The 26917-nt window shown below is 64.8% G+C and carries 25 protein-coding genes; 14 read left to right on the plus strand and 11 right to left on the minus strand.

Going from position 1 to position 26917, the window contains the following annotated elements:
• Window positions 1-133: 133 nt before the first annotated feature.
• The 7 genes from LHL23_RS07480 (at window position 134) to LHL23_RS07510 (ending at window position 8039) form a co-directional block, all read left to right on the plus strand.
• The gene (locus LHL23_RS07480) at window positions 134-1384 is read left to right on the plus strand and encodes a Zn-dependent hydrolase (RefSeq protein WP_226429371.1); all 1251 of its coding nucleotides are present in this window, start codon (window positions 134-136) and stop codon (window positions 1382-1384) included.
• A gap of 134 nt (window positions 1385-1518) precedes the next feature.
• Entirely contained in the window at window positions 1519-2973 is a 1455-nt protein-coding gene (gene hydA / locus LHL23_RS07485; RefSeq protein WP_222476112.1) for a dihydropyrimidinase, read from the plus strand.
• 60 nt (window positions 2974-3033) lie between these two features.
• Window positions 3034-3873 carry an ABC transporter ATP-binding protein gene (locus tag LHL23_RS07490; protein WP_222476111.1) on the plus strand — a complete coding sequence of 280 codons (840 nt, stop codon included), beginning with the start codon at window positions 3034-3036 and terminating at the stop codon, window positions 3871-3873.
• 99 nt (window positions 3874-3972) lie between these two features.
• Entirely contained in the window at window positions 3973-4890 is a 918-nt protein-coding gene (locus LHL23_RS07495; RefSeq protein WP_226429372.1) for an ABC transporter permease, read from the plus strand.
• Window positions 4887-5732, plus strand: coding sequence for an ABC transporter permease (locus LHL23_RS07500; RefSeq protein ID WP_222476109.1), 846 nt, complete (start codon window positions 4887-4889; stop codon window positions 5730-5732). The genes LHL23_RS07495 and LHL23_RS07500 overlap by 4 nt, the downstream gene beginning before the upstream one ends.
• A gap of 146 nt (window positions 5733-5878) precedes the next feature.
• On the plus strand, window positions 5879-6865 hold the full coding sequence (locus LHL23_RS07505) for an ABC transporter substrate-binding protein (protein ID WP_226429373.1): 987 nt from the start codon (window positions 5879-5881) through the stop codon (window positions 6863-6865).
• A 328-nt stretch (window positions 6866-7193) separates the two neighbouring features.
• Window positions 7194-8039, plus strand: coding sequence for an ATP-binding protein (locus LHL23_RS07510; protein ID WP_226429374.1), 846 nt, complete (start codon window positions 7194-7196; stop codon window positions 8037-8039).
• Here LHL23_RS07510 and LHL23_RS07515 read toward each other — a convergent pair.
• The 8 genes from LHL23_RS07515 to acs all read right to left on the minus strand — a co-directional run bounded on the left by LHL23_RS07515 (window position 7999) and on the right by acs (window position 17414).
• A complete protein-coding gene (locus tag LHL23_RS07515) occupies window positions 7999-8499 on the minus strand; it encodes a flavin reductase family protein (protein ID WP_226429375.1) in 501 nt (166 codons plus the stop codon). The two genes, LHL23_RS07510 and LHL23_RS07515, sit on opposite strands and share 41 nt — an antisense overlap.
• A gap of 60 nt (window positions 8500-8559) precedes the next feature.
• Window positions 8560-9969, minus strand: a complete 1410-nt coding sequence (locus LHL23_RS07520) for a 3'-5' exonuclease (protein WP_222476100.1) — start codon at window positions 9967-9969, stop codon at window positions 8560-8562.
• A 2-nt stretch (window positions 9970-9971) separates the two neighbouring features.
• Window positions 9972-10490 carry a hypothetical protein gene (locus tag LHL23_RS07525; protein WP_226429376.1) on the minus strand — a complete coding sequence of 173 codons (519 nt, stop codon included), beginning with the start codon at window positions 10488-10490 and terminating at the stop codon, window positions 9972-9974.
• Between the two features lie 85 nt (window positions 10491-10575).
• The gene (locus tag LHL23_RS07530; protein WP_226429377.1) at window positions 10576-12399 is read right to left on the minus strand and encodes a DUF294 nucleotidyltransferase-like domain-containing protein; all 1824 of its coding nucleotides are present in this window, start codon (window positions 12397-12399) and stop codon (window positions 10576-10578) included.
• 106 nt (window positions 12400-12505) lie between these two features.
• Entirely contained in the window at window positions 12506-14290 is a 1785-nt protein-coding gene (locus LHL23_RS07535; RefSeq protein ID WP_226429378.1) for a sodium:solute symporter family protein, read from the minus strand.
• Window position 14291: 1 nt separating this feature from the next.
• On the minus strand, window positions 14292-14576 hold the full coding sequence (locus LHL23_RS07540) for a DUF4212 domain-containing protein (protein WP_222476310.1): 285 nt from the start codon (window positions 14574-14576) through the stop codon (window positions 14292-14294).
• 185 nt (window positions 14577-14761) lie between these two features.
• Window positions 14762-15445 (minus strand): adenylate kinase, encoded by a 684-nt coding sequence (locus tag LHL23_RS07545; RefSeq protein ID WP_226429379.1) that lies wholly within the window; start codon window positions 15443-15445, stop codon window positions 14762-14764.
• Between the two features lie 7 nt (window positions 15446-15452).
• Window positions 15453-17414, minus strand: a complete 1962-nt coding sequence (acs, locus tag LHL23_RS07550) for an acetate--CoA ligase (protein ID WP_226429380.1) — start codon at window positions 17412-17414, stop codon at window positions 15453-15455.
• Between the two features lie 501 nt (window positions 17415-17915).
• Here acs and LHL23_RS07555 point away from each other — a divergent pair.
• The 7 genes from LHL23_RS07555 to LHL23_RS07585 all read left to right on the plus strand — a co-directional run bounded on the left by LHL23_RS07555 (window position 17916) and on the right by LHL23_RS07585 (window position 24913).
• Window positions 17916-18932, plus strand: a complete 1017-nt coding sequence (locus LHL23_RS07555) for a C4-dicarboxylate TRAP transporter substrate-binding protein (protein WP_226429381.1) — start codon at window positions 17916-17918, stop codon at window positions 18930-18932.
• An 82-nt stretch (window positions 18933-19014) separates the two neighbouring features.
• The gene (locus tag LHL23_RS07560) at window positions 19015-19665 is read left to right on the plus strand and encodes a TRAP transporter small permease subunit (protein WP_222476081.1); all 651 of its coding nucleotides are present in this window, start codon (window positions 19015-19017) and stop codon (window positions 19663-19665) included.
• A 5-nt stretch (window positions 19666-19670) separates the two neighbouring features.
• The gene (locus LHL23_RS07565; RefSeq protein ID WP_222476079.1) at window positions 19671-21074 is read left to right on the plus strand and encodes a TRAP transporter large permease; all 1404 of its coding nucleotides are present in this window, start codon (window positions 19671-19673) and stop codon (window positions 21072-21074) included.
• A 60-nt stretch (window positions 21075-21134) separates the two neighbouring features.
• On the plus strand, window positions 21135-22136 hold the full coding sequence (gene dusA / locus LHL23_RS07570; protein WP_226429382.1) for a tRNA dihydrouridine(20/20a) synthase DusA: 1002 nt from the start codon (window positions 21135-21137) through the stop codon (window positions 22134-22136).
• 87 nt (window positions 22137-22223) lie between these two features.
• The gene (locus LHL23_RS07575; RefSeq protein WP_226429383.1) at window positions 22224-23078 is read left to right on the plus strand and encodes a sulfite exporter TauE/SafE family protein; all 855 of its coding nucleotides are present in this window, start codon (window positions 22224-22226) and stop codon (window positions 23076-23078) included.
• 9 nt (window positions 23079-23087) lie between these two features.
• Window positions 23088-23885 carry a hypothetical protein gene (locus tag LHL23_RS07580; RefSeq protein ID WP_226429384.1) on the plus strand — a complete coding sequence of 266 codons (798 nt, stop codon included), beginning with the start codon at window positions 23088-23090 and terminating at the stop codon, window positions 23883-23885.
• A gap of 299 nt (window positions 23886-24184) precedes the next feature.
• Complete coding sequence (locus LHL23_RS07585) at window positions 24185-24913, plus strand: STAS/SEC14 domain-containing protein (RefSeq protein WP_226429385.1); 729 nt, start codon at window positions 24185-24187, stop codon at window positions 24911-24913.
• Between the two features lie 15 nt (window positions 24914-24928).
• On the opposite strand, the gene LHL23_RS07590 is transcribed toward LHL23_RS07585, so the two are convergent.
• From LHL23_RS07590 to ccmI, 3 genes are read right to left on the minus strand one after another with little or no spacing between them, the layout of a single operon-like run.
• Window positions 24929-25162 (minus strand): DUF1289 domain-containing protein, encoded by a 234-nt coding sequence (locus LHL23_RS07590; protein WP_226429386.1) that lies wholly within the window; start codon window positions 25160-25162, stop codon window positions 24929-24931.
• A gap of 4 nt (window positions 25163-25166) precedes the next feature.
• Complete coding sequence (gene ruvX / locus LHL23_RS07595) at window positions 25167-25640, minus strand: Holliday junction resolvase RuvX (RefSeq protein WP_222476069.1); 474 nt, start codon at window positions 25638-25640, stop codon at window positions 25167-25169.
• On the minus strand, window positions 25637-26875 hold the full coding sequence (ccmI, locus tag LHL23_RS07600; protein WP_226429387.1) for a c-type cytochrome biogenesis protein CcmI: 1239 nt from the start codon (window positions 26873-26875) through the stop codon (window positions 25637-25639). The genes ruvX and ccmI overlap by 4 nt, the downstream gene beginning before the upstream one ends.
• Between the last annotated feature and the right edge of the window lie 42 nt (window positions 26876-26917).

The raw sequence follows: 26917 nt of genomic DNA on the forward strand, positions 1-26917 counted from the left end.
TTTGACCAGTTGGTCAAATCAAAGGCGGGCGCGCAATCTCCACAGCTTTGATGAGACCGGCACTCAAAGCCACCTAACACGGCGCCAAGCCGGACAGCCCGCAAAGACGGGCGCACAGGGAAGGAAGCTGTTGATGACGTCGCTTGGACAGAATCTGAAAATCGATGGTGACAGGCTGTGGGACAGCCTGATGGAGATGGCCAAGATCGGCCCCGGCGTCGCGGGCGGCAACAACCGCCAGACGCTGACGGACGAGGACGGGGAGGGCCGCGCGCTGTTCCAGAAATGGTGCGAGGAGGCGGGATGCACCATGGGGCTTGATCAGATGGGCAACATGTTTGCGATGCGCGCGGGCACCGATCCGGACGCGCTGCCGGTCTATGTCGGCTCGCATCTGGACACCCAGCCCACCGGCGGCAAATACGACGGGGTGCTGGGAGTGCTTGCTGGGCTGGAGCTGATCCGCTCGCTCAACGACATGAACATCAAGACCAAGCACCCGATAATGGCCACCAACTTCACCAACGAGGAAGGCACCCGCTACGCGCCGGCCATGCTGTCGTCGGGCGTGTTTGCCGGCGTGCATACCCAGGACTGGGCCTACGACCGGGAAGACGCCGAGGGCAAGAAATTCGGCGATGAGCTGAAGCGCATCGGCTGGCGCGGCGAGGAGGAAACCGGCGCCCGCAAGATGCACGCCTTTTTCGAGCTGCACATCGAGCAGGGCCCGATCCTGGAGGCCGAGGGCAAGGACATCGGCGTCGTTACCCACGGCCAGGGCCTCAGCTGGACCCAGGTGACCATTACCGGCAAGGACGCCCATACCGGCTCCACGCCGATGCCGATGCGCCGCAATGCGGGCCTTGCGATGGCGCGGATCCTGGAGGAGGTGGACGGCATCGCCTGGAGCCATGCGCCCCATGCGGTCGGTGCCGCGGGCCATATCGATGTCTATCCGAATTCGCGCAACGTGATCCCGGGCAAGGTTGTCTTCACCGTCGATTTCCGCAGCCCGGAACTCGACGTGATCACCGACATGGAAAACCGCCTGCGCGAGAAGGGCACCCAGATTGCCGAGGCAATGGGGGTGGGGATCGAGTTCGAGAAGGTGGGCGGCTTTGACCCGGTGGCCTTTGACGAGGGCTGCGTCAGCGCAGTGCGCAATGCGGCGGACCGGCTGGGCTATTCGCATCTCGATATCATCTCCGGCGCGGGCCATGACGCCTGCTGGATCAACCGCGTGGCGCCCACCGCGATGGTGATGTGCCCCTGCGTTGACGGCCTCAGCCACAACGAGGCCGAGGAGATCAGCAAGGAATGGGCCGAGGCCGGCGCCAATGTGCTGTTCCACGCGGTGGTCGAAACAGCGGAGATTGTCGCCTAGGGGGGGGCGCTGCCCCTGCGGCCCTGGCAGGCCGCTCCTCCGGAGTATTCCGGGAAAGATGAAAGAAGCTGCGAAAGGCAGCATCGAGACAAAAGGAGGCGCGCAAATGCGCCCCGTTTCAGGGAGTTGTAACCATGAGTAAAGTCATCAGAAACGGCACCATCGTGACCGCCGATCTGACCTATAAGGCCGATGTGCTGATCGAAAACGGGGTCATCACCCAGATCGGCCCGAACCTGAAAGGCGACGAAGAGCTGGACGCCACCGGCTGCTACGTGATGCCGGGTGGGATCGACCCGCACACCCATCTGGAGATGCCCTTCATGGGCACATACAGTTCGGACGACTTCGAAAGCGGCACCCGCGCCGGGCTGGCGGGCGGCACCACCATGGTGGTGGATTTTGCGCTGCCCAATCCGGGCGAAAGCCTGCTGGACGCGCTGAAGCGCTGGGACAACAAATCGACCCGCGCCAACTGCGACTATTCCTTCCACATGGCGGTCACCTGGTGGGGCGAGCAGGTCTTTGACGACATCAAGACCGTGATCCAGGAGCGCGGCATCAACACCTTCAAGCACTTCATGGCCTACAAGGGCGCGCTGATGGTGAATGATGACGAGCTTTATGCGTCCTTCAAGCGCCTGGCCGAACTGGGCGGCACCGCTCTAGTACATGCAGAAAACGGCGATGTGGTTGCCGAATTGCAATCCAAGCTGATGGCGGAGGGCAACACTGGCCCCGAAGCCCACGCCTATTCCCGCCCGCCGCAGGTGGAGGGCGAGGCGACCAACCGCGCGATCATGATTGCCGACATGGCGGGCGTGCCGCTGTATGTTGTGCATACCTCCTGCGAGGACAGCCACGAGGCCATCCGCCGCGCCCGGATGCAGGGCAAGCGCGTCTGGGGCGAGCCGCTGATCCAGCATCTGACCCTGGATGAGAGCGAGTATTTCAACAAGGACTGGGATCACGCCGCTCGCCGGGTGATGTCGCCGCCGTTCCGCAACAAGCAGCATCAGGACTCCTTGTGGGCTGGTCTGCAGTCGGGGTCGCTGTCGGTGGTGGCGACGGACCATTGCGCCTTTACCACCGAGCAAAAGCGCTATGGGGTTGGCGATTTCACCAAGATCCCGAACGGCACCGGCGGCCTTGAGGACCGGATGCCGATGCTGTGGACCCACGGCGTTGAAACCGGCCGCCTGACCCCGAACGAGTTTGTCGCCGTCACCTCAACAAATATCGCCAAGATCCTGAATTGCTACCCGAAAAAGGGCGCGGTTCTTGTCGGCGCCGATGCCGATCTGGTGGTCTGGGACCCGGAAAAGCGAAAGACGATTTCCGCCGCCAGCCAGCAGTCCTCGATCGACTACAACGTGTTCGAAGGGCATGAGGTGAAGGGCCTGCCGCGCTTTACCCTGACCCGCGGCCATGTGGCGGTGCACGATGGGGAGATCCGCTGCCAGGAGGGCCACGGCGAATTCGTTGCCCGGGAGCCCAACACCACGGTGAACAAGGCGCTGTCGACCTGGAAGGAATTGACGGCGCCGCGCCCGGTGGAGCGCACCGGCATCCCGGCAACAGGCGTGTAAATCAGGAGCGGGCTGCCGGGATCGGCGGCCCGTTTTCCTGTGTGAAATCAAGGCGAAGATATGAATATGGAACCGACCACCCAGGCAATCCGACCCGAGGCCGCCGCTTCCGCTCCTGTCCCCGCAAACTGCGTGATCGAGGCCCGGAACCTGGACCTGACCTTCCAGACCAACGACGGCCCGGTGCACGCATTGAAGGATGTGAGCCTGGAGATCAACAAGGGCGACTTTGTCTCCTTCATCGGCCCGTCGGGCTGCGGCAAGACCACCTTTCTACGCTGTATCGCGGCGCTGGAAACACCAACCGGCGGCAGCCTGTCCGTCAACGGCATGACCCCGGATGAGGCGCGGCGCAACCGGGCTTATGGCTATGTGTTTCAGGCCGCGGGGCTGTACCCGTGGCGCACCATTTCCAAGAACATCAAGCTGCCGCTGGAGATCATGGGATACTCCAAGGCGGAGCAGGAAAAACGCGTTAACCAAGTCTTGGAACTTGTTGAATTATCAGGCTTTGGCGGCAAGTTTCCCTGGCAGCTGTCCGGCGGCATGCAGCAGCGGGCCAGTATCGCGCGGGCGCTGGCGTTTGATGCCGACATCCTTTTGATGGACGAGCCTTTCGGGGCGCTGGATGAGATCGTGCGCGACCACCTGAATGAGCAACTGCTGAAGCTGTGGGCGCGGACCAACAAGACCATCGGCTTTGTCACCCATTCGATCCCTGAGGCGGTGTATCTGTCCACAAAGATCGTGGTGATGTCGCCGCGGCCGGGCCGCATTCACGATGTGATCGACAGCACCTTGCCCAAAGAACGGCCGCTGGATATTCGCGACAGCCCGGAGTTCATCGAGATCGCTCACCGGGTGCGCGAGGGCCTGCGGGCGGGGCATGGCGATGACTGATATTGCCAGCACGACCCGCCGGAGCAGGGGGGTGTCCTGCGTACACCCCTTGTGCACCGCCTGTGCACCGGGCGGCAGCCAAATGGGGAGGGCGCGGTCATGAAAAGCCTTGTTGCCGTCCTCACCGTGCTCGCCGCCATCATCGCCTTCTGGTACGCGGCCTGCGTGCCGATGAACATCAAGGGCGTGCTGGACCAGGCAGAGCGGGCGGGCATTGAAGTCACCCCCGCCACCGCCAAGGAACGCCGGGACAGGGGTGAGATCGGGCTGGTGGCGAACAACACATTTGCCATTGGCGAGACCTGGGTGCAGGAGCGCCCGCGGCTGCCCGCACCGCATCAGGTGGCGGTGGAGCTGTGGGAGACCACGGTGGAGAAGAAGATCACCTCCAAGCGCAGCCTGATCTATCACGGGCAGGTGACGCTGAGCGCAACGCTGCTGGGGTTTGCCATCGGCACCGGGCTTGGCATTCTGCTGGCGGTGGGAATTGTGCATTCCCGCGTCATGGACATGTCAGTGATGCCCTGGGCGATTGTAAGCCAGACCATCCCGATCATCGCGCTGGCGCCGATGATCATCGTGGTGCTCTATTCCATCGGGGTTCAGGGGATCATTCCAAAGGCGGTGATCTCGGCCTACCTCAGCTTCTTCCCGGTGGTTGTCGGCATGGTGAAGGGGCTGCGGGCGCCGGATGCGATGCAGCTGGATTTGCTGAAAACCTACAACGCCAACACGAACCAGGGGTTCTGGAAGCTGCGGCTGCCGTCCTCGATGCCTTATCTGTTCGCGTCGCTGAAGATCGGCATCGCCGCCTCGCTGGTGGGGGCCATCGTCGGTGAGCTGCCGACCGGTGCGGTTGCGGGCCTTGGTGCGCGGCTGCTGGCGGGCAGCTATTACGGGCAGACCGTGCAGATCTGGTCGGCGCTGTTTGCCGCGGCCATTCTGGCGGCGGCACTGGTGGCGCTGTTGGGGCTGATTGAAAAGCTGGTGCTGAGCCGGATGGGGGTGCGGGCATGATACTGGTGATCCTTGCAATCCTTGTCTGGTGTCTGGGCTGGTGGCTGAACAGCCGGCTGGCGAACAGCCCGGCCTCGAAAACCCGGGCGGTGCAGCTGCTGGTGCCAGCGATCTTCGGCATCACCGTGCTGGTGGTCTGGGAGCTGCTGGTGCGCGGGCTGGAGGTTTCGCTGGTGATCCTGCCGGCGCCGTCGGTGATCGCGGCGCGCTTTGCGTCCAGCCTTCCCATTCTGTGGGAGGACTTTGCCCAGACCATCCTGAAAGGCGCGCTTGGCGGCTATTTGATTGGCTGCGGCGCGGCCTTCCTGACCGCGATCCTGGTCGACCGCAGCGATTTCCTGCGCCGCGGCCTCTTGCCGGTCGGGAACTTCGTCGCGGCGCTGCCGATTGTCGGCACCGCGCCGATCCTGGTGATGTGGTTCGGCTTCGACTGGCAGTCCAAGGCCGCGGTGGTCGTGGTCATGGTGTTCTTTCCGATGCTGGTGAACACCGTGGCGGGCCTGCGGGAGACCAGCCAGATGCAGCGCGACCTGATGAAGACCTATGCGGCGGGCTATTGGCAAAGCTTCTTCAAGCTGCGGCTGCCGGCGGCGCTGCCGTTTGTGTTCAACGGTCTCAAGATCTCCACCACCCTGGCGCTTATTGGCGCGATCGTAGCGGAGTTCTTTGGCTCGCCCACCGTCGGCATGGGGTTCCGCATTTCCACCAGCGTCGGCCAGCTGGCGCTGGACATGGTCTGGGCGGAAATCGTGGTGGCGGCGCTGGCCGGGTCGGCCTTCTACGGGCTGGTGGCGCTGATCGAGAAGAGCTTTACCTTCTGGCATCCGTCGCAGCGGGGCTGAGGGCTGTGCCGTCCCGCCATGCGGGGCGGTTTTTGCGGAAATCTTGCGCGGGGTGCCGTCAAAGGCAGGCCTCATAAAGAAAAAACTTTGAACGAATGGTCAAACCCGGGCAAGCTTCACATCATAATCAACAGGGAGAATAACACATGAAACATTTGATGACGGCGGCAGCGCTGGCGCTGGGGGCCGCAGGGGCGGCGCAGGCGGCGGATGACGTGACGCTGCAGCTGAAGTGGGTGACCCAGGCGCAGTTCGCGGGCTATTACGTGGCGCTGGACAAGGGGTTCTATGAGGAAGAGGACCTGAATGTCACCATCCTGCCGGGCGGCCCCGACATTGCGCCGACCCAGGTGATTGCAGGCGGCGGCGCCGATGTGACGGTGGAATGGATGCCGGCGGCGCTGGCGGCGCGCGAGAAGGGCCTGCCGCTGGTCAATATCGCTCAGCCGTTCAAATCCTCCGGCATGATGCTGACCTGCTGGAAGGATGCCGGCATCGAGAGCCCCGAGGATCTGAAGAACCGCACCCTGGGGGTCTGGTTCTTCGGCAACGAGTTCCCCTTCATGAGCTGGATGAGCCAGCTGGGTATCGACACCGATGGCAAGGACGAAAACGGTGTCGAGGTGCTGAAGCAGGGTTTCAACGTCGACCCGCTGCTGCAGCGGCAAGCGGACTGCATTTCGACCATGACCTACAATGAATACTGGCAGGTCATCGACGCGGGCGTCAGCCCGGATGAGCTGGTTACCTTCAAGTATGAGGACCAGGGCGTCGCGACGCTGGAGGACGGCCTGTACGTGCTGGAGGAAAACCTGGGCGACGAGGCTTTTGCGGACAAGATGCAGCGCTTTGTGCGCGCCTCGATGAAGGGCTGGAAATACGCAGAAGAGAACCCGGATGAGGCGGCGGACATCGTGCTGGACAACGATGCCTCCGGTGCCCAGACCGAAGAGCACCAGAAGCGGATGATGGGCGAGATCGCCAAGCTGACCGCAGGCAGCAACGGCGCGCTGGATCCGGCGGATTACCAGCGCACGGTGTCCACCCTGATGGGCGGCGGCTCGGATCCGGTGATCACCAAGGAGCCGGAGGGCGCCTGGACCCACGCCATCACGGATGCGGCGCTGAAGTAAGACGGCCCCTGCCAAGGGTTGCCCCTGGAAGCCCGCCGGGTGATTGCCCCGGCGGGCTTTTGCGTGAAACCTCAGTGGATTGGTTAAAACTGCAACAAAAGGACGGTCGACAGAACAAACACGCTAAAGTTGTTTAAAAATGTGTTAACGTGACCTCATGGGAGAGGCATGCGGACATATCCTCGAACGGCAACAGCTGGCAGCCAGCCAGCCGCAGCAGCTGTGCCTTTGCCCTCCGCAGGAAGCCGAAGAATGCCGGTCCCGGTTTGCGGTCAAGGGGCGGCCGGCACTGCTGGACGTTGCCAGCAGAAGCAGCGCGCTGCCGCTGATGGCCCTGTGCCGGAAAGCGCATGAGCGCAAGTTTGAAACCGGCCGGGCGCAGATCCTGACGCTTTTCGAGATCGAGCCCGCCGGGCTGGCCGGGGCGGGAGCTCCGGGCAGCGACGTTGTTCCGATCTCGGTCTGCAGCCTGGAGAAGATCACCCATGCGGACCTGCTGCATGCGCTGGCCTGCGGTTTCGATGTCATTTACCTGCAGGCTTGTCCCGGGCCGCAGGGGCGGGAGCACCAGCGTCAGGAGGTGGAGCTGGTGCGCGCCCTGGGCGGGCTGGGGCGTGTGCTGCTGTTTGACGGCGCTACCGGGCTGGACCGGCGGCTGGCAGCGCGGCTTCTGCCGTTCCCCTCGGTCGCGCCGGAGGTGCTGGCAATGGGCAGCCGCAGGGATACCGCACGCGCCAGCGCGGCGGCGCTGCTGCCGTCCGATACCAGCCACGTGCCGCTGCCGGAGCAGGCACCATACGGCTCTGTCAGCCTGGACGAAAGCCTGTGCAACAGCTGCAGCAGCTGCGTCTGGGTCTGCCCGTCGGATGCGCTGAGCCTGACCGAAAACGGCGGCGCGCTGAGCTTTGTGGAATCCCTGTGCACGCAATGCGGCCTGTGCGTTTCGATCTGCCCGCAAAGGGCGCTCAGCATGACCCCCGGCATGGATCTGACCGCCTATGCGGTGCTGCCGCATCTGCTGGCCGGGCAGGGCGGGAATACCGTCCCGGAACCGGGCAATTTTGATGATGCCGGTGCCGTGGCTGATCCGTATCAGGATGCCGAGGCGGGGTTGCCCTTTGCAGAGGCCGTCATCAGCCCTGCTCCAGAAACCCGCCATACTGGCCGCGCTTGAAGATCAGCCCCTTGCCCGGACGGGTGGTGACGCGGGCCACTTCGCCGATGACGATGGTGTGGTCGCCTGCCGGATGGGCGGCATAGCGGCGGCAGTCGAAGCGGGCGATCACGCCCTCCAGCGCGGGCGCGCCCAGCTCGTTGGGCTGCCAGGCTGCGGCGCTGAAATCCTCGCCGAAGGCGGCGAAATGCTTGGCCAGGGGCAGCTGGTCTTCCGCCATCACGTGAATCGCGAAATTCTCAGCCGCAACAAAGGCATCATGGCGCAGCGAGGCCTTGGCCGGGCACCACAGCATCAGGGGCGGGTCCAGAGAAACGGAGGTGAAGCTGTTGACGGTAATGGCCAGCGGGCCGCGCGGCGTCCCGGTCGTGACAACCGTCACCCCGGTGCCAAAGCAGCCAAGCGCATCGCGGTAGGCCCGGGCGGTCTCCGGCCCGGGAATAAAGCTGGTGTCGGCCATTTCGCGCGCCTTCTGTTCGTTCCGGGCAGTGACCTGCCACGCATGGCCCCGATTGTCTACCTAGTTCATGTCTTCAATGAGGCGGCTGTGCTTGCGGGTCTCCTGCAGCACCGCGCCAAAGGTGCCAATGCCGCGCGCTTCCAGCATCGGCAGCATCTTGCAGAACACCTCGGCTGTAGCGCGGGCGTCGCCCATGGCGGTATGGCGCAGCGCAGGCGGGATGGTGACATCCAGCCGTTCGCACAAGGCGTCCAGCGTGTGGCTCTGCGAGGCGCCGAACAGCACCGCGCTCAGCAGCACGGTATCCAGCACCGGCTGGTCCCAGATGACCCCGGTGCGTTTGGCGTGGCGGTGCAGGAAGGCCATGTCAAAGGGCGCGTTATGGGCCACGATCACCGCGTCGGACGCAAAGCGGTGGAAGTGGCGCGCGGCCTCGGTAATTTGCGGTGCGCCCTGCACCATGGCATCGCTGACCCCGTGGACTTTGGTTGAGGCTGCGGGGATCGGGCATCCCGGGTCGACCAGGGTCTCGAAAGTCTCGCTTTCGATGATCCGGCCGCGCACCACCCGCAGGGCGCCGATCTGCACGATCTCGTCCTTGTGCGGCAAAAGGCCGGTGGTCTCGGTGTCGAACACCACATAGCTGTGGCCGGCGAGATTGCGGTTCTCCAGCTCGGCGTGCTCTGCGTGCAGCAGGGCAAAGTCATAGACCAGCGGGCGGGCGTCGCCGGGGGCCAGGCCTGCGTGGCTGCCCTCGAACAGGATGATATAGCCGGGCGCGCCGCCCAGCGGTTTCAGGCGCAGGTCGTATACCTGGGCGCCGCTGGCGCTTTTCACTTCGGCCTGCACCTCCATGCCGGTGCGGATCAGGCGGCCGTAAGCGGCCTCCAGCCCGGTCAGGTCCAGGTAATCGGACAGCGGGGCGTTCAGGCGCGGCGGCGCCTCCTCTGCCAGAACTGCGGCGGCCTGGCCGTCGTAAAGCACGATCTGGTGGGCGGGGCTGGCCATGACGGTTGCAATGGGGATGTCGGTCAGCAGTGCCGCCAGCCGCGCCTTTTCTGCCTCCAGATGCTCGGTCTCGCGGGCGATGGCCTCGGCCGCCGACAGCGCCGAGGCGCCCAGCTGCCCGGCCAGCCCCTGGGCAGCCGCGGCGAGGTCGCCGAGGTAGCGGGCGCCGTGAGTGTCCAGTTCCTTGTTCACCCCGGCATGGGCGCGGGCGCGCATGCCTGCCGCCAGCCGCTCGATCGGCTTGGCGACGTTTTCGTCAAACAGCAGCCAGATGCCGGCGCAAAGGCCCAGCATGGCAAACCCGCTCAGCAGGCCGGAAAACAGGAAGGCATCCGTCAGTTCCGGATGGCCAGAGCGGCTGTAGCCGAGCCAGAGCGCACCGGTGGTGACAGCAATGCCGCCGAGGGCCAGCAGGCAGAAGAACAGAAAGATGCGGAGCCGCAGCGAAAGCCGTGTGTGCATGGCTACCCCTCGCAGGCTGCGGTCAGGAGGGCGTCGTCCGCTTCACCGGCGACCCAGTCCAACCCCTGGGGCAGGCCGCTGCCGGAAAACGCCGCGGTGCCCGCCGCCAGGGCCCGGCGCCATTTGCCGCAATCCAGCACCGCTGGCTGCTTGCTGACCGGCGCCCAGCGGCCGAAGAAATAGATGTCGGCCAGATAGACCTGCGGATGCGCCGCGTGGCTTTTCATCGTTGCGGTGTCAACAGCGGCAAAACGGTCCACATAAGGCACAACCTGCGTCCAGGGCCGGTAAAAGCTGCGGTTCTCGACGGTTTCCGCAACCACCAACCCCTCGGGCAGGGCGGCCTTGGTGCGGCTGTACCAGCCGTACTCGGAGGCGATGGTGACACCGATCATCGCCAGCCCGGCCGCCACCGGCGCGAACCAGCGCGGCAGCCGGCCCTTGAGCGTCCGGTTCAGCAGCATCACCACGCCGGCCGCGGCAATGCCCGCAAAAATCACCGCAATCAGTTCCAGAAACATATGCTCTCCCCGCAGGCTTTCGGCCTGTTCATCTTTCTCAAAATACTCCCGCCGGAGGCTTCCGCATTCCCGGCAGGCGCAGCCGTCAGCTCAGCATGCCTTTGCCGTGGCCAACCGCCGATTGCATCGTCTTTACCACAACAAAGGCGTCGCGCAGATGACTTCGCTCAAAATCCGACAGGTCCGAAGGCGCCAGGTAGTTGTCCGGCGCCTGGGTGCTGCGGATCTGTGCCGCCTGATGCTCCAGCCGGGTCTGGGCGATCAGGTCGTAGGCATCCAGCAGGTCCCGCGCGCCGGTGTGGCTGAGAACGCCCGCGGCCTCGGCCGCCTCCAGCCGCGCGCGGGTGTTCACCTCCGCCAGCTGCCCCTGCAAGGCGTAGATGCGGCCCAGGTCCACTACCGGCACCACGCCGTTATGCTTCATATCCAGCGTGTTGCGGTGCTCGCCTGAGCGGATGGTGGCCAGCCCGCGCAACAGGCCCAGGGGCGGCGTGTGCTTCAGCGAGTTGGCAATCATATGGGCGGTGAAGATCGAATTGGCGCTGGCCGCACTCAGGGTCTCCTGCTGCAGGTCCGCAAACAGCGCGGTGTCGCCGCCGATCGGGCGCAGGTCGAACATCACCGAGGCCAGCATCTGCGCCTCCGGGTTCGGTTTGGCTATCCAGCCGCGGAAGTAGTCGCGCCAGACGTGCAGCGGCTGACGCCAGCGCGGGTTGGAGGCCATCATGTCGCCGGGGCAATAGACATAGCCGCAGGTGTTGAGCCCGTCGCAGACGAACCTTGCAAGCTGTTCGAAATAGGCCTCGTCGCCGGGGGCCAGATCGTCGGACAGGATCAGGCAGTTGTCCTGGTCGGACACCCCCGTCTGCTCGCGCCGCCCCTGCGAGCCGCAGGCCAGCCACAGGTAAGGGACGGGCGGGGTGCCCAGCTGTTCCTCGGCCAGGGCCAGCAGGCGGCGGGTCGCGGTGTCGGCAATGTCGGTGATCAGCCGCGTGACCACCTCGTGGCGGTTGCCGCCCGCGGTCAGCTGCACCAGCAGGCGGGGGATTTCGGCGGTGACCTGGGCCATGTCTTTGGCGGATCCGGCGCGTGCGATGCTCGACACCATCTCGCCCGAACTGACGGCTTGAAAGCGGGTGAGGTCGGTCTGGGTGACGATGCCGGCCAGTTTTCCGCCCTCGATCACCGGGATGTGGCCGATGCCGTGCTCCATCATCATGTGCAGCACGTCGGAGCCGATGGCGGCGGGCGCCAGGGTCAGCGGGTCCGGGGTCATCACCGCGCCAACCGGGGTGGAGATCGGCTTGCCCGCGGCGAGGATCTTGCCGGTCAGGTCGCGGTTGGTGAGAATGCCCTGCAGCGCATCTCCGTCGGTCACGCAGATCGATGAGATGCGGCGGTCCCGCATCAGCTGCGCCGCGCCCTGGCAGGTGAGGCCGCTGGAGCAGGTGACGGGATCGCGCGCCATGATGGTTGCCACCCGGGTGGTGGCAAGGCTGGAGGTGTCCTGGCTGCCGGGGCGGCGCCGGTCGAAGAATTTGGCCACCTTCGGCTGGTTTGCCATCAGGGCGCGGAATTCGGCCTTGGGCAGCAGCAGCAGCAGCGTGTCCTTGACGGTCCGGGCAGAGGTCAGCGCGCGGCCGCCGCGGGTCAGTCCGCGTTCGCCGAAGGAATTGCGGGGACCGAGGATGGAGACCGGGATGCCGTTCTCGTCCGTTACCTCAACCTCGCCGGTGTGGACCAGATAGAGCCCTTCCAGCTCCTCGTTCAGCGCATAGACGGGATCGCCTGCGGCTGCGTCGATCAGGCGGAACTTCGGAGCCAGCTCCTGCAGCAGCGCCGGGTCAAGGCTGTCGTAAGGATGGACAGAGGTTAGAAACCGGAGCAGCGCAGCGTCAGATAAGGGCATGGGTATACCTGGGTGAAATCAGAAAAAAATGGTCCCGCCGATTGTGCACCGTGCGGGACCATGAGGAAAGAGGCGGGCTGCTGGGAGGCAGCCCGCCCAGGGGAGGTTAGTGGTCCTGTGCCGCTCCGGCGCCGCGCGGGATGCGGACGCTTTCCACCAGCTCTTCGATCTCGGCCGGGATGGCTTCGCTCGATTTCGACACCAGGAAGGCCACCGCAAAGTTCACCATCGCGCCAACCGCACCGAAGGAGGTGGATTTGATGGTGCCCAGCAGCGGGTCCGCATCGGTGAAGGAGTTGGTGTCCGGGATGAACAGCCAGCCCTTGTGCAGGAAGATGTAGACCAGGGTCACGATCAGGCCTGCCAGCATGCCGGCCACGGCGCCTTTGTTGTTCACCTTGGTGAAGATGCCCATCATCAGCGCCGGGAAGATCGAGGCAGCGGCCAGGCCGAAGGCCAGCGCCACGGTCTGCGCGGCAAAGCCCGGCGGGTTCAGACCCAGGTAGGTTGCCACACCGATGGCCACGGCCATGGCGATACGGGCCGACAGCAGTTCGCCTTTTTCCGAGATGTTCGGGTTGATCGAGCCCTTGATCAGGTCGTGGGACACAGCCGAGGAGATCGCCAGCAAGAGGCCCGCCGCGGTGGACAGCGCCGCCGCCAGGCCGCCAGCGGCCACCAGGCCGATGACCCAGCCCGGCAGGTTGGCGATTTCCGGGTTGGCCAGAACCAGGATGTCGCGGTTGAAGTTGGTCAGCTCATTGCCGGCCCAGCCGTTGGCTTCGGCCACGGCCTGCAGATCGGCGTTCTTGTCGTTGTAGTACTGGATCGCACCGTCGCCGTTCTTGTCTTCCCAGCCCAGGAGGCCGGTCTGCTGCCAGGTCGCCATCCAGTCGTACTGCGGATCGTTTTCGATCTGCTGCACGGTCACGGCGCCGCCTTCGATGCCGCCGTTCGGCCACATCATTTCGGTGATGTTCAGGCGGGCCATGGCGCCAACAGCCGGAGCGGTCAGATACAGAAGCGCGATGAACACCAGCGCCCAGCCGGCCGACCAGCGGGCATCAGCCACCTTCGGCACGGTGAAGAAGCGCATGATCACGTGCGGCAGGCCCGCGGTGCCGATCATCAGCGACAGGGTGAAGAGCACCATGTTGAAGGTGTCGGCGTGATGCGCGGTGTACTCGTTGAAGCCCAGCTCGGTCACGATGGCGTCCAGCTTGGCCAGCAGCGGCTCGCCGGAGGCGGCGTGGTCGCCGAACAGGCCCAGGGCCGGGATCGGGTTGCCAGTCAGCTGCAGCGAGATGAAGATGGCCGGGATGGTGTAGGCCATGATCAGCACGCAGTACTGCGCCACCTGGGTGTAGGTCACGCCCTTCATGCCGCCGAACACGGCGTAGGCGAAGACCACACAGGCGCCGATCAGCAGGCCCGCGGTGTTGGAAACCTCCAGGAAGCGGCCGAAGGCCACGCCGACGCCGGTCATCTGGCCGATCACGTAAGTGGTCGACGCCACGATCAGGCAGATCACCGCCACCACGCGCGCGGTCGGCGAGTAGAACCGGTCGCCGATGAACTCGGAGACCGTGAACTTGCCGAACTTGCGCAGGTAGGGGGCCAGCAGCAGCGCCAGCAGCACGTAGCCGCCGGTCCAGCCCATCAGGAAGGTGGAATTGTCATAACCGGTAAAGGCGATGAGGCCCGCCATCGAGATAAAGGAGGCCGCCGACATCCAGTCAGCCGCGGTGGCCATGCCGTTGGTCACGGGGTGAACGCCCCGGCCTGCGGCATAAAATTCAGATGTGGAGCCCGCGCGGGCCCAGATCGCGATGCCGATGTAAAGCGCGAAAGATGCGCCCACAAACAGCAGGTTGATGGTAAACTGGTCCATCTTATTCTTCCTCCACGCCGTATTCGCGGTCCAGCTTGTTCATCCGGAACGCGTAGAAAAAGATCAGCCCCAGGAACACCAGGATCGAGCCTTGCTGGGCGAACCAGAAGCCCAGATCGCTGCCGCCGACCTTGATGCCCGAAAGCAGCGGGCGCAGCAGGATGCCGAAGCCGAATGAAACAACAGCCCAGATCACCAGGCTGACTAGAATGATGCGCACGTTCGCCGCCCAATAGCCCTTATCGGCTTCGGCGGTTTTTGCCGCATTTGTGGAATGGTCCGCCATCGCGGCTCCTCCTTTTTCCTCCATGTCTGCCTTGCGGGGGTGCATGGCAGACCTCCTCCGTTTGCCTGCTGCCGGGGGTGCGGCGCAGGCATGACTCCTCCGGTCTGCCAGGGCAGGTCCGATGGGCATTCCAATGTCCGGGGACGGGGTCCTGCCGGGTCAGGGCAGGCCCCGTTTCTTGGTTGTTAGCTGGTGGCCTTGGTCACAATGGCCGCCATGTCCCGGGCGATGTCGTCGATACCGCCCATGGCATCTGTGGTCTGCAGCACACCCTTGCTGCCGTAGTAGGCGATCAGCGGCGCGGTCTGCGCGTGATAAGCCTCCAGCCGGCTGGCAACGGTTTCTGCGTTATCGTCGGCGCGGCGCTTCATCTCGGTGCCGCCGCATTTGTCGCATTTGCCTGCCTCGGCAGGCTGTTTGAAGCTGTCGTGGTAGCCCTCGCCGCAGCCGCCGCAGGTGTAACGGCCGGAAATCCGCTCGACCATCGCCGCGTCGTCCACCTCGAGGCTGATCGCGGCGTTGATCTTTTGACCAGTTTCCGCCAGCAGGCCGTCCAGCGCCTCGGCCTGCACGGTGGTGCGGGGGAAGCCGTCGAGGATCACGCCCTTGGCGCAGTCCGGCTCTGCCAGCCGGTCGCGCAGGATGTTGATCACGATCTCGTCGCTGACCAGCTGGCCTGCTTCCATCACCGCCTTGGCCGCAAGGCCTGCAGGGGTGCCGGCGGCAACCGCCTCGCGCAGCAGGTCGCCGGTCGAGAGCTGCACATAGCCGAACTTCTCTTCCAGCATCCGTGCCTGGGTACCCTTGCCGGCGCCAGGCGGGCCAAGCAGGATCAGAACGGCGGGGCGGGTCATTGTGTCCGTCGTCATCGCTCAATCACCCCTTGTTCGCACGGTTTTCGATCAGGTCCTCGACCACCGACGGATCGGCCAGCGTCGAGGTGTCGCCCAGGGAGCCGAAGTCGTTCTCGGCGATCTTGCGCAGGATGCGGCGCATGATCTTGCCGGAGCGGGTTTTCGGCAGGCCCGGCGCCCACTGGATCACGTCCGGCGAGGCAATCGGGCCGATCTCGGTGCGGACCCACTGGCGCAGCTCCTTCAGCAGCTCATCCGACGGCTCCCGGTCGTTCATCAGGGTCACGTAGCAATAGATGCCCTGGCCCTTGATCTCATGCGGGTAGCCGACCACGGCGGCCTCGGCCACGGCGGCATGGGCCACCAGCGCGCTTTCGACCTCAGCCGTGCCCATGCGGTGGCCGGAGACGTTGATCACGTCATCGACGCGGCCAGTGATCCAGTAATCGCCGTCCTCGTCGCGGCGGCAGCCGTCGCCGGTGAAGTAATAGCCCTTGTAGTCGGAGAAATAGGTTTTCTCGAACCGCTCGTGGTCGCCCCAGACGGTGCGCATCTGGCCCGGCCAGCTGTCCTTGATGCACAGCACGCCTTCGACGCCGTTGCCCTCGATCTCGACGCCGGACTGCGGGTCCAGCACCACCGGCTGGATGCCGAAGAAGGGTTTCATCGCGGCGCCGGGTTTGAGCGTGTGCGCGCCCGGCAGCGGGGTCATCAGATGGCCGCCGGTTTCGGTCTGCCACCAGGTGTCGACGATTGGCACGGCGCCTTTGCCGATCACGTTGTGATACCACTCCCAGGCTTCCGGGTTGATCGGCTCACCCACGGTGCCCAGCACCTTGAGATCGCTCAGATCGCATTTCTCGACCCAGGAATCGCCCTGACCCATCAGTGCGCGCAGCGCGGTGGGGGCGGTGTAGAACTGATTCACCTTGTGCTTTTCGCAGACCTGCCAGAAGCGCGAGGCATCGGGGTAGGTCGGCACGCCTTCGAACATCAGCGTGGTGGCGCCATTGGCCAGCGGGCCGTAGACGATATAGCTGTGGCCGGTTACCCAGCCCACGTCCGCGGTGCACCAGTAGATGTCGCCGTCGTGGTAATCAAAGGTGATCTCATGGGTCATTGCGGCATAGGTCAGGTAGCCGCCGGTGGTGTGCACCACGCCCTTGGGCTGGCCGGTGGAGCCGGAGGTGTAAAGGATGAACAGCGGGTCTTCGGCGTTCATCTCTGCCGGGGCACAGTAGTCATCCGCTTCCAGCGCCATCTCGTTGTAGTCGTAGTCGCGGCCGTCCACCCAGGTGGTCTGGCCGCCGGTGCGCTTGACCACCAGGCATTTCACGCTGTCCTTGGTGTGCAGCAGGGCAGCGTCGGCGTTTGATTTCAGCGGGGTTTTGCGGCCACCGCGGGGGGCCTCATCCGCGGTGATGATCACCTTGGCGTCGCAGCCGTTGATCCGGGCCGCCAGCGCGTCGGGGGAGAAGCCGGCGAACACGATGGAATGAATGGCGCCGATGCGGGCGCAGGCTAGCATGGCATAGGCCGCTTCGGGGATCATCGGCAGGTAGATCACCACCCGGTCGCCCTTGCGCACGCCCATCGACTCCAGGATGTTGGCCATCCGGCAGGTGCGGCGGTGCAGCTCCTTGTAGGTGATGTGCTGGGCGTCCTCGTTCGGATCATCCGGTTCCCAGATGATCGCGGTCTGGTCGCCGCGGGTGTTCAGATGGCGGTCGATGCAGTTGGCGGAAACGTTCAGGGTGCCGTCGGCAAACCAATTGATCGAAACGTTGCCGAAGTTGTAGTTCACGTCCTTCACCTGGGTGAAGGGCTTGATCCAGTCGATGCGCTTGCCCTGTTCGCCCCAGAACCCTTCCGGATCCTTCAGAGAGGCCTCGTACATCTCCTGGTATTTGGCGGCATTCACATGCGCGCGGGCAACGGTTTCGTCCGACGGCGGATAGACAGCGTCTGCGTGCAGCGCGTTCATTCAGTTTCCTCCCAGAATTTTATTGGCAAGACAAACGACAACGCTGTGCCGTGGCTGTCAAACCGTTTCCTCCTGGGCACTGATAATACTGCAGGCTGAAAATTTGTGAATAACTGACGGGTTTTTAAGCATTTGCTTGTGAACGAATTTCCGGTCGGCTGTAAAATTTGTAAACATATAGGAATTTCCTATCTTCAGAACAGGCAAAAACAAGGACTTGCCTGTAAACGGTTTTACACGGGTTTTGCCGGGGGTTTCAGCCTGCAGGGCGGCGCTGCGGCGCTGTTGGCGAAAACATGCTGCCGCAGCGCTGCGGCATATTGTGCCAGCCTGCGCGCCGGGCCGAATTTCAGCCCCGGTTGCGCGCCGGGCGCGAGTCGCTGCGTAACACTTCGGCCGCAGGGGTTGGCAGGGCGCGGGCAAGCGGCTAGCCTGACCGCCAAGCGCACCTCTCCGGTCCAATGCCGGGGCAAAAAGGGCGCAATCCGGGAGAGTTACATCATGACTAAAATTCTGACTGCCGCCGTGGCGGCTGCCGCTGGCTTTGCAATCGCCGGGGAGGCTGCGGCCACCGAGTGGAACGTGTCCCTGTGGGGCAAGCGCCGCGCCTTTACCGAGCATGTGGAGAAACTGGCCGAGCTGGTCAGCGAGAAAACCGGCGGCGAGTTCACCCTGAACATCAGCTATGGCGGGCTTTCGAAGAACAAGGAAAACCTCGACGGGATTTCCATCGGCGCCTTTGAGATGGCGCAGTTCTGCGCCGGCTACCACCGCGACAAGAACCCCTCGATCACCGTGCTGGAACTGCCGTTCCTGGGGGTGAACACGCTGGAGGAGGAAGTCGCTGTCAGCCACGCCGTCTATGGCCATCCGGCGGTGCAGGCGGATCTGGCGCGTTGGAACGCCAAGCTGCTGATGACCTCGCCGATGCCGCAGTACAACATCGTCGGCACCGGCGAACCGCGTGATGAGCTGGCAGAGTTCAAGGACATGCGGGTGCGCGCCACCGGCGGCATCGGCCAGGCGTTCTCTGCCGTGGGCGCAGTGCCGACCTCGGTGACTGCGACCGAGGCGTACAACGCGATGGAGTCCGGCGTTGTCGACACCGTCGCCTTTGCCCAGCACGCGCATCTCAGCTTTGGCACCATCAACAGGGCCGACTGGTGGACCGCCAACCTGAACCCCGGCACCGTGAACTGCCCGGTGGTGGTGAACACCGATGCCTATGACGCCCTGAGCGATGCCGAGCGCGCCGCACTTGACAGCTCGGTGGATGAGGCGATTGCCCATTACCTGGAGAATTACGGCGCGCTGCTGACCAAGTGGGACGGCGTGCTGGAAGAGAAGGGTGTGCAGAAGGTGATGATCTCCGACGACCAGCTGGCCGAGTTCCGCAAGGTGGCCGCCGACCCGATCCGCGAAAAGTGGATCAAGGACATGAGCGCCCAGGGCCTGCCCGCGCAGGAGCTCTATGACCTGGTGCAGAAAACCCTGAGCGACGTGCGCTCGGGCAGCTGAGCCTGACGCAATAGGAAGGGGCCGGGCAGGATAGCACCGGCCCTTTCTGTCTTTGACGATATGGAAATGACGGGGGCAGGGCATGGCAGGCAGCGCGGCGGTGCTGGAGGATGGCAGCCTGATCAGCAGGCTGGACAGGGGATTGCTGAAGGCGGAGCTGTTGCTGGCGCTGCTGAGCGGCATTGCGGTGTTCTCATTGATGATCCTGGCGGTGGTCTCGGTTGGCGGGCGCAATGCGATCAACGCGCCCTTGCCCGGCTATGTCGACTGGATCGAGCAGATCATGCCGCTAATCGCCTTCATGGGCATTGCCTATGTGCAGCGCGTGGGCGGCCATATCCGCATGGATATCTTCATCGGCGCTTTGCGGGGGCGGGCGCTGTGGCTGTTCGAACTGGTTTCGGTGGTGCTGATCCTCTTGCTGATCCTGGCGCTGGTCTGGGGCAGCTGGTCGCATTTTCTGCGCTCCTTCGACTTTGCCGCGCCGCTGTGGAGCCGCGACAGCTCCATCGACATCGGCCTGCCGATCTGGCCCGCCAAGCTGCTGGCGCCGGTGGCCTTTGCGGTGCTGGCCCTGCGGCTGCTGCTGCAGGTCTGGGGCTACGGGCGGGCGCTGGTGCTGGGGCTGGAAGCTCCGGTGGCGGTGCCGCTGATCCAGAGCGCGGCAGAACAGGCGGCGGCTGAAGCGGAACAGATGCAAGGCCATGACACAAATGGCAGCGGGCAGGGGTAAGGCAGATGGAACCGATTGAAATCGGCCTGTGGGTCACGGGCGGCCTGCTGGCCATGGTGGTCTTGGGGATGCGGGTGGCCTTTGCGGCCGGGCTTGCGGGGCTTGCAGGCCTCATCTGGATCTTCTGGGCCAAGTTCGGCTATGACCCGGCCCGGTTCGGCAAGGCGCTGACCATCGCTGTCAAGACCGCGGGCCAGGTGCCGCATTCCAAGGTCTCCAGCCAGGCGCTCAGCCTCATTCCGACCTTTATCCTGATCGGCTATCTCGCCTATTACGCAGGGCTGACCCGCGCGCTGTTCGTGGCCGCCAAGCGCTGGATCGCCTGGTTGCCGGGCGGGCTGGCGGTCTCCACCGTCTTTGCCACCGCGGGATTTGCCGCGGTGTCGGGGGCCTCCGTGGCGACCTCCGCCGTCTTTGCCCGCATTGCCATCCCGGAGATGCTGGAGATTGGCTATGACAAGCGCTTTGCCGCCGGGGTTGTCGCCGCCGGCGGCACGCTGGCGTCGCTGATCCCGCCCTCGGCCATTCTGGTGATCTACGCCATCATCGTTGAGCAGGACGTGGGCAAGCTGCTGCTGGCAGGCTTCATCCCGGGCGCCTTTTCGGCGGTGATCTATGGCCTGTTGATCGTTGGCATCGCGGTGGTCTTCAAAACCGTCGGCCCGCCGGTCAAGGGCTTCACCTGGGGCCAGCGGTTCGCCGCGCTGCCCGGCGCGCTGCCCATCGTGCTGGTGGTCGTGATCATCATCTGCTTTGTCTACAACCCCTTTGGCGGCGATGCCTGGGGCACCCCGACTGAAGGCGGTGCCATCGGCGCCTTCATCGTCTTCCTCTATGCGTTGAAGGAGGGCATGAAATGGGCGGAGCTGAAATCGGCGCTGCTGGAAACAGCCAAGCTGACGGTGATGATCTTTACCATCATCTGGGGTGTCCTGATCTATGTGCGGTTCCTCGGCTTTGCCGATCTGCCGGGGGCGTTCTCCGACTGGATCACCTCGCTGGAGATGAGCCCGATGCTGATCCTGATCTGCATCCTCTTGGCCTATGCGGTGCTGGGCATGTTCATGGACGCGATCGGCATGCTGCTGTTGACCCTGCCGGTGGTCTACCCGGCGGTGATGGCGCTGAACGGCGGCGAGAGCGTTGCCGCGGCGGACAGCGCCTTTGGCATGAGCGGCACCATGTGCGCGATCTGGTTTGGAATCCTAGTGGTGAAAATGGCCGAGTTCTGCCTGATCACCCCGCCGATCGGGCTGAACTGTTTCGTCGTCGCAGGCGTGCGCCCTGACCTGAGCGTGCAGGACGTGTTCCGCGGCGTGACGCCGTTCTTCATTGCCGATGCGGTGACTATCGCGTTGCTGGTCGCGTTCCCGGGGATTGTTCTCTACCTGCCTTCCTTGGCTGGGTAGCGGCGGGGAGCTGTGCGCTGCGGCTTGGCAGGCGGCGGCGCGTGGCCTATATGGCGCGGCATGACTGATTTCGCCCCCCTGCACCAGGCCGCGCGGTTGAGCGTTGCGCCGATGATGGACTGGACCGACCGGCACTGCCGCTATCTGCACCGGCTCTTGAGCCGGGAGGCGCTGCTATACACTGAGATGGTGACGGCGCCGGCGCTGGTGCGCGGCGGGGCGCTGCATCTGCTGGAGTTCAATCCGCAAGAGCACCCGGTGGCGCTGCAGCTGGGCGGCTCCGATCCGCAGGAGCTGGCGGAGGCCGCGCGGCTGGGCGCGGAGGCAGGCTATGACGAGATAAATCTCAACTGCGGCTGTCCCAGCGACCGGGTGCAATCCGGTGCCTTTGGCGCGGTGCTGATGCAAACGCCGGAACTGGTGGCCGATTGTGTGGCTGCCATGCGCGAAGCGGTGGATGTGGAAGTCACCGTCAAATGCCGTATCGGCGTCGATGAGCAGGAGCCGGAACAGGTGCTGCCGGATTTCCTGGAGAAGATCCGCGCGGCCGGCTGCAAGCGGGTGACCATCCACGCGCGCAAGGCCTGGCTGCAGGGGCTGTCGCCCAAGGAGAACCGGGACATCCCGCCGCTCGATTATGATCTGGTGCACCGGATGAAGGCGGCGTTTCCGGACCTGCATGTCTCGATCAACGGCGGCATTGCCACGCTGGCTGAGGCCAAGGCGCATCTGGCGCGGGGCCTGGACGGGGTGATGGTGGGGCGTGCGGCCTATCACCAGCCCGCCGATGTGCTCTGTGCTGCCGATCCTGAGATTTACGGCACCGGCGCGGTGAGCGATGCGGGCGAGGCGGTGCGGCAGATGCTGCCCTATATCGAGGCGCGTCTCAGCGAAGGCGCCAAGCTGAACCAGATCACCCGGCATATGCTGGGGCTGTTTACGGGCAAGCCCGGGGCGCGGCAGTGGCGGCGGATGCTGTCGGAGGGCGCTTGCCGGGCAGGCGCCGGGCCGGACCTGGTGCTGGAAGCCCTGGCGCAGGTGGAGAGCCGCGCGGCGGCGTGACGCGGCGCCTCACGCGCTAGTGCCTTGTGCAAGCCGGGCACCGCGGCTAACCCTTTGCCGCAGACGCAAAAGACCGAGGTGCCCCTGATGAACGATCCTGCCGTGACCGCTGCCTTGCTGGCGGAGCCTGCGCTGCTGATGCAGATGGCAGGGCTGCTGGTGGTGATTGGCGCTTTTGCGGGCGTGCTGGCAGGGCTGCTGGGCGTCGGCGGCGGCATCGTGCTGGTGCCGGCCTTCTTCTATGCCTTCCAGACGCTGGGCTATGGCGGCGACCAGCTGATGCAGATCTGTCTGGCGACCTCGCTGGCGACAATCATCGTGACCTCGCTGCGCTCTGTCATGAGCCACAACAAGAAGGGCGCGGTGGACTGGGAGATCCTGCGCACCTGGGGGATTGGCATTGCGCTTGGCGCCATTGTCGGCGTGCTGGCGGCCTCCGCCCTGCGCTCCACCGTGCTGCAAGGCGTCTTTGGCGGGTTGGCGCTGGTGATTGGCTGTTATCTGGGGCTGGGCCGGTCCGAGTGGCGGCTGGCTGAAGAAATGCCCAAGGGGACCAAGCGGATGGCGCTGTCGCCGGCCGTCGGGTTCCTGTCGGTGCTGATGGGGATTGGCGGCGGCAGCTTCGGGGTGCCGCTGATGACGCTGCACGGGGTGGCGGTGCACCGGGCGGTGGCGACCGCCGCGGGGTTCGGCGTGATCATTGCGGTTCCTTCTGTTGCGGGCTTTCTGCTGCTCGAGATAGACCCGGCTGCGCGGCCGCCTTTCACCATTGGCGCGGTCAATCTGGTGGCGTTCTTTATCGTGATCGCCATGACGCTGATCACTGCTCCTTATGGCGTGAAGCTGGCCCATGCGATGGATCCGAAACCGCTGAAACGCGTGTTCGGGGCCTTCCTGGTGCTGGTGGCGCTGAACATGCTGCGCAAGGCATTCGGTTACTAAGAGGACGTCATGCTGGAACAGATCGAACAGTTTCAGGACAGGGGCTGGGTGCGCTTTGCCCAAGACCCGCAGGTCGCCGCCTGGGCGGCGGATGCCTTGCACCACGGCATCCGGTCGCTGGACGATCCGGCCTGTGCCGAATGGTTCCAGTGCGAGCGGACCTGGTTCATCGGCGTCGATGCGCTGCCGAATGATGCCTCAGGGCGTTTGCCCGAAGGGCCGCCGCTGGCGGGCGCGCCTGTCGATTTCATCACGCATCACCTCGGGCCCATTCCGGATCTGCACCGGGCGCAGGTGTCCTCGGTCTTTCCCGGCTACCCGCGTCCGCGGCCGGGCGAGGGCGAGGCTGCCTTCCGCTACCGCGTCAAACGCGACGCAGCGCATGTGGACGGGGTCAAGATGTACGGCGAGCACCGCCGCCGCAAGGTGGAGGAGCCGCATGCCTGGGTGCTGGGCATCCCGCTGAATGAAAGCAGCCCCGATGCTTCGCCGCTGGTGATCTGGGAGGGCAGCCACCGGATCATGCGCCGCGCCTTTGCCGCCGCCTTTGAGGGCGTGCCGCAATCGGGCTGGGCGGATGTGGATGTGACCGATGCCTATACCGCCGCCCGCGCCGAAGTGTTCGAGACCTGCCCGCGGATCACCGTGCACGCCAAGCCCGGCGAGTCTTATCTGATGCACCGGCTGTGCCTGCACGGGGTTGCGCCCTGGGGCGAAGGGGCAAGCGCGCCGGAAGAAGGCCGGATGATCGCCTATTTCCGCCCGGAGCTGGCGGATTGGACCATGGGGTGGCTGGCGGAGGGGTAGACACGCCTCCAGACTTTTTAAGTTTTCCCTTTGGCGGGCTTTAGCCAACGCTTCAAGTTGGATGGCGCACAAGCTGATGCCGCGTTTTGCGAATACGGACCAGGCAGGTAGCCTGCAGCCATAAGGTGATAGGTCAGCATTCAGTCCGCATGGGTTTCATTTGGTTGCCGCAGCGTGCGTTGGTCGACAGAAGTTGAATGGAAAGGCCGGGCGCATGGCAGCCTTGCTGTCCTTTCCGTGGCCGGCGTCAGCAAATGGGTTTAAGATTCAGCCGTTAATGAGTGCGCGGGGTGGTTGAAATGATCCAAGTCGAAACTCAAATGGGCGGCTCTCTGATTGAGGTGCGCCTGACCGGAAAAATCCGAGGCGAAGATTACGAAAAGCTGCTTGTGCCCGCGGTGGAAGCCGCGCTGAAGGAGCATGACCGGATCAGGGTGCTGGCAATCCTGGACCAGGGCTTTGGCGGCTATGACCTGTCCGCCGTGTGGGCCGATACCAAGCTGGGACTGGGGCATTGGAGCGGTTTTGACCGCTGCGCTGTGGCGGCGGATCAGGGGTGGGTGCAAACAGCCATCCGCGTGGCGGCGCCGCTGCTGCCGTGCCCGGTGCAAGTCTTTGGCCTTGATGAGGCGGAAGCGGCCCGTCGCTGGCTGCGGGAGTCCCTTGGCACGGTGCACATCATTGATCTGGGCGGGCCTTGCCTGCAGATCAAGCTGATGGGGCAGGTGGACCCCGAAGCCTACCAGCGGGCCGGTGGCGATCTGGATGCAAGGCTGCGGGAGCGGGAGGGGTTCCGCCTCTTGATCGACCTGACGGAGTTTGATGGCTGGCAAGGCCTGTCGGCCATGGCGGCGCATTTCAATCTGGCGCGGACCCATGTGCCGCTGCTGGACCGCGCAGCCGTGGTTGGTGACAAGGCTTGGCAGCACATGGCGCAACGGGTTGCAGCCCGGATTCTGAAGGCGGAAACCCGGTTCTTCCCAAGCGAAGAGATTGAGAATGCAAAAGCCTGGCTGACGACGGGCTAAGACCGAGGGGCGGCGTCAGCCCCGGTTCAGCCGGGCGCCGCGGCCGCCGCGGCGCTTGACCAGTTTGCTGGCGCGGGCGGGCAGGGCGTTCATGATCTCCGCGCGCTCATCATTGGTCATTTTGGACCAGTCGCGGATTTCGTCGATGGAGCGGTAGCAGCCGGTGCAGATGCGGGCCTCGGGGTGGACGACGCAGATCTTGATGCAGGGGGACTGGATCTCGTCCCGTTTCCAAACGTCGTCGCTCATGCCTTCACCCGTTCTTCAAATGCCGCATCCGGTCCAATGCGCCTTGCAAGATATAGGAGGCCGCGACGTGGTCGATAACCTCTGCGCGGCGTTTGCGTGTCGTATCTGCTTCAAGAAGGGCTTTTTCTGCCGCCACGGTGCTGAGGCGCTCGTCCCAGAATGAGATCGGGAGATCGGTCAATTGCATCAGGTTGCGGGCAAAGGCGCGGGTGGACTGGCAGCGCGGGCCCTCGGTGCCGTCCATGTTGCGGGGCAGGCCCAAAAGGATGCCGCTGATGTCGCGCTGCTTGACGATCTCCATGAGGCGCGCGGCGTCTGTTGAGAACTTCTTGCGCTTCACGGTTTCCAGCGGCGTCGCCACTGCGCCGATGCGGTCGGAGACGGCAACACCGATGGTCTTGGTGCCCAGGTCCAGCCCCATCAGCGCGCTCATCGGCGGCAGGGCGGCGGCGAAATCTTCGAACGCGTCGTGGATCATTCGGCGAGTCCGGACTGGGCGGCGATGGTTTCCAGAAGCTCCAGCGAGTCGGCGTCCGCCTCAAAGGCGCCCCGGGCCTCGTCATAGACCGTGCGGGCGCGCTCGGTTTCGCCCAGAACCGAAAGGGCGCCGATCAGGCGGGCCCATTCCTCGGCCGAGCCGCCTTCGGTTGCCAGCCGGTCCGAGAGCCGGGTGACCATGCCGCGGATCATCTCCTGCTGCTCTTCCGGGCTGAGCTCGCTGGCAGAGGACATCTCCTCGGCGCTGGGGCCGGGCAGAGCGGGGGCAGCGCCGCCGCCGGGCATGACGGGCTGGTGCTTGACGCCGGCGCGGAAGGCCATTTCCTCGATCTGGCCCTCGATGCCGATGACCCAGGGCGAACCGGCGGGGCCGTCGCGCAGGGTTTCGGCCCATTCGCGGTAAGCGAGATCCGGGCGGCCGATCTGGCCGAGCATCAGGCCCCAGTAGTAGCGGGCCGGGCCGTGGCTGGGGTCAATTGCGCGGGCCTTTTGCAGGTCGGCCTGCGCCTCCGGCGAGACATAGCCGCCGGCGGCCATGATCTTGAGTTCCGCCAGCTCGGAGAAGTCGTTGGCGTTGACCTTGCCCTCGGCGAGCCGGATGTAGTTGGCCTTGGCCTCATAGGCGGCTTTGAAATTGCCGAGATTTGCCTCGTGCTGCGCCAGCAGCGCCTGGCCGTTGGCATCGTCCTTGCGCTCGCCGGCGGTCTTGCGCAGCTGTTCCACCAGCTTGGTGTAGCCTTCCTCGACCTGCGGCGGTTCCATGGGCTTAACCTCGGCTTCGGCCTCCGCCTGCGAGGGGCGGCTTTCGGCACGCTCGCCAGCCAGGCGGATGCGGTCCTGAAGGCCAAGGTCGCCATAGCCCGGTGCGCCCAGCTGCCAGTAGAGGCCCAGGGTGCCGCCGGTGATCAGCACTGCCGCGGCAACAGCGAAGCCCAGCGACAGGCCGCGCGGCTGGGAGCGGCCGGACTTGCGCTTTTGCAGCTGCGCGTCGGCGGCCAGGATGCGGCGGGAGATCTCGGTGCGGATACGCTCGGCGTCGGTGCCGTTGATGACGCCGCGGGCCAGATCCTTGTCCACTTCGCGCAGCTGCTGGCGGTAGACGCGCAGGTCGTAGGCCGCGGCTGGTTCGCCTTGCTCACGGGCGCGAATGATGATTATTGCCAGCAGCAGCGCTGCCGAAAATGCGATGAGGGCGGTGACTGTCCAGAAAACCATGATGTCTCCGAAGTTTGGTTTTCATCTATATGCGGGGGGCGG

The sequence above is a fragment of the Leisingera sp. McT4-56 genome (genome assembly GCF_020514995.1).
Classification (GTDB): Bacteria; Pseudomonadota; Alphaproteobacteria; order Rhodobacterales; family Rhodobacteraceae; genus Leisingera; species Leisingera aquaemixtae_A.

Coding starts and splice junctions, on each gene's coding strand:
- LHL23_RS07480 (WP_226429371.1), top strand. CDS start 134: ATGACGTCGCTTGGACAGAATCTGAAAATCGATGGTGACAGGCTGTGG.
- hydA (WP_222476112.1), top strand. CDS start 1,519: ATGAGTAAAGTCATCAGAAACGGCACCATCGTGACCGCCGATCTGACC.
- LHL23_RS07490 (WP_222476111.1), top strand. CDS start 3,034: ATGAATATGGAACCGACCACCCAGGCAATCCGACCCGAGGCCGCCGCT.
- LHL23_RS07495 (WP_226429372.1), top strand. CDS start 3,973: ATGAAAAGCCTTGTTGCCGTCCTCACCGTGCTCGCCGCCATCATCGCC.
- LHL23_RS07500 (WP_222476109.1), top strand. CDS start 4,887: ATGATACTGGTGATCCTTGCAATCCTTGTCTGGTGTCTGGGCTGGTGG.
- LHL23_RS07505 (WP_226429373.1), top strand. CDS start 5,879: ATGAAACATTTGATGACGGCGGCAGCGCTGGCGCTGGGGGCCGCAGGG.
- LHL23_RS07510 (WP_226429374.1), top strand. CDS start 7,194: ATGGCCCTGTGCCGGAAAGCGCATGAGCGCAAGTTTGAAACCGGCCGG.
- LHL23_RS07515 (WP_226429375.1), bottom strand. CDS start 8,499: ATGGCCGACACCAGCTTTATTCCCGGGCCGGAGACCGCCCGGGCCTAC.
- LHL23_RS07520 (WP_222476100.1), bottom strand. CDS start 9,969: ATGCACACACGGCTTTCGCTGCGGCTCCGCATCTTTCTGTTCTTCTGC.
- LHL23_RS07525 (WP_226429376.1), bottom strand. CDS start 10,490: ATGTTTCTGGAACTGATTGCGGTGATTTTTGCGGGCATTGCCGCGGCC.
- LHL23_RS07530 (WP_226429377.1), bottom strand. CDS start 12,399: ATGCCCTTATCTGACGCTGCGCTGCTCCGGTTTCTAACCTCTGTCCAT.
- LHL23_RS07535 (WP_226429378.1), bottom strand. CDS start 14,290: ATGGACCAGTTTACCATCAACCTGCTGTTTGTGGGCGCATCTTTCGCG.
- LHL23_RS07540 (WP_222476310.1), bottom strand. CDS start 14,576: ATGGCGGACCATTCCACAAATGCGGCAAAAACCGCCGAAGCCGATAAG.
- LHL23_RS07545 (WP_226429379.1), bottom strand. CDS start 15,445: ATGACGACGGACACAATGACCCGCCCCGCCGTTCTGATCCTGCTTGGC.
- acs (WP_226429380.1), bottom strand. CDS start 17,414: ATGAACGCGCTGCACGCAGACGCTGTCTATCCGCCGTCGGACGAAACC.
- LHL23_RS07555 (WP_226429381.1), top strand. CDS start 17,916: ATGACTAAAATTCTGACTGCCGCCGTGGCGGCTGCCGCTGGCTTTGCA.
- LHL23_RS07560 (WP_222476081.1), top strand. CDS start 19,015: ATGGCAGGCAGCGCGGCGGTGCTGGAGGATGGCAGCCTGATCAGCAGG.
- LHL23_RS07565 (WP_222476079.1), top strand. CDS start 19,671: ATGGAACCGATTGAAATCGGCCTGTGGGTCACGGGCGGCCTGCTGGCC.
- dusA (WP_226429382.1), top strand. CDS start 21,135: ATGACTGATTTCGCCCCCCTGCACCAGGCCGCGCGGTTGAGCGTTGCG.
- LHL23_RS07575 (WP_226429383.1), top strand. CDS start 22,224: ATGAACGATCCTGCCGTGACCGCTGCCTTGCTGGCGGAGCCTGCGCTG.
- LHL23_RS07580 (WP_226429384.1), top strand. CDS start 23,088: ATGCTGGAACAGATCGAACAGTTTCAGGACAGGGGCTGGGTGCGCTTT.
- LHL23_RS07585 (WP_226429385.1), top strand. CDS start 24,185: ATGATCCAAGTCGAAACTCAAATGGGCGGCTCTCTGATTGAGGTGCGC.
- LHL23_RS07590 (WP_226429386.1), bottom strand. CDS start 25,162: ATGAGCGACGACGTTTGGAAACGGGACGAGATCCAGTCCCCCTGCATC.
- ruvX (WP_222476069.1), bottom strand. CDS start 25,640: ATGATCCACGACGCGTTCGAAGATTTCGCCGCCGCCCTGCCGCCGATG.
- ccmI (WP_226429387.1), bottom strand. CDS start 26,875: ATGGTTTTCTGGACAGTCACCGCCCTCATCGCATTTTCGGCAGCGCTG.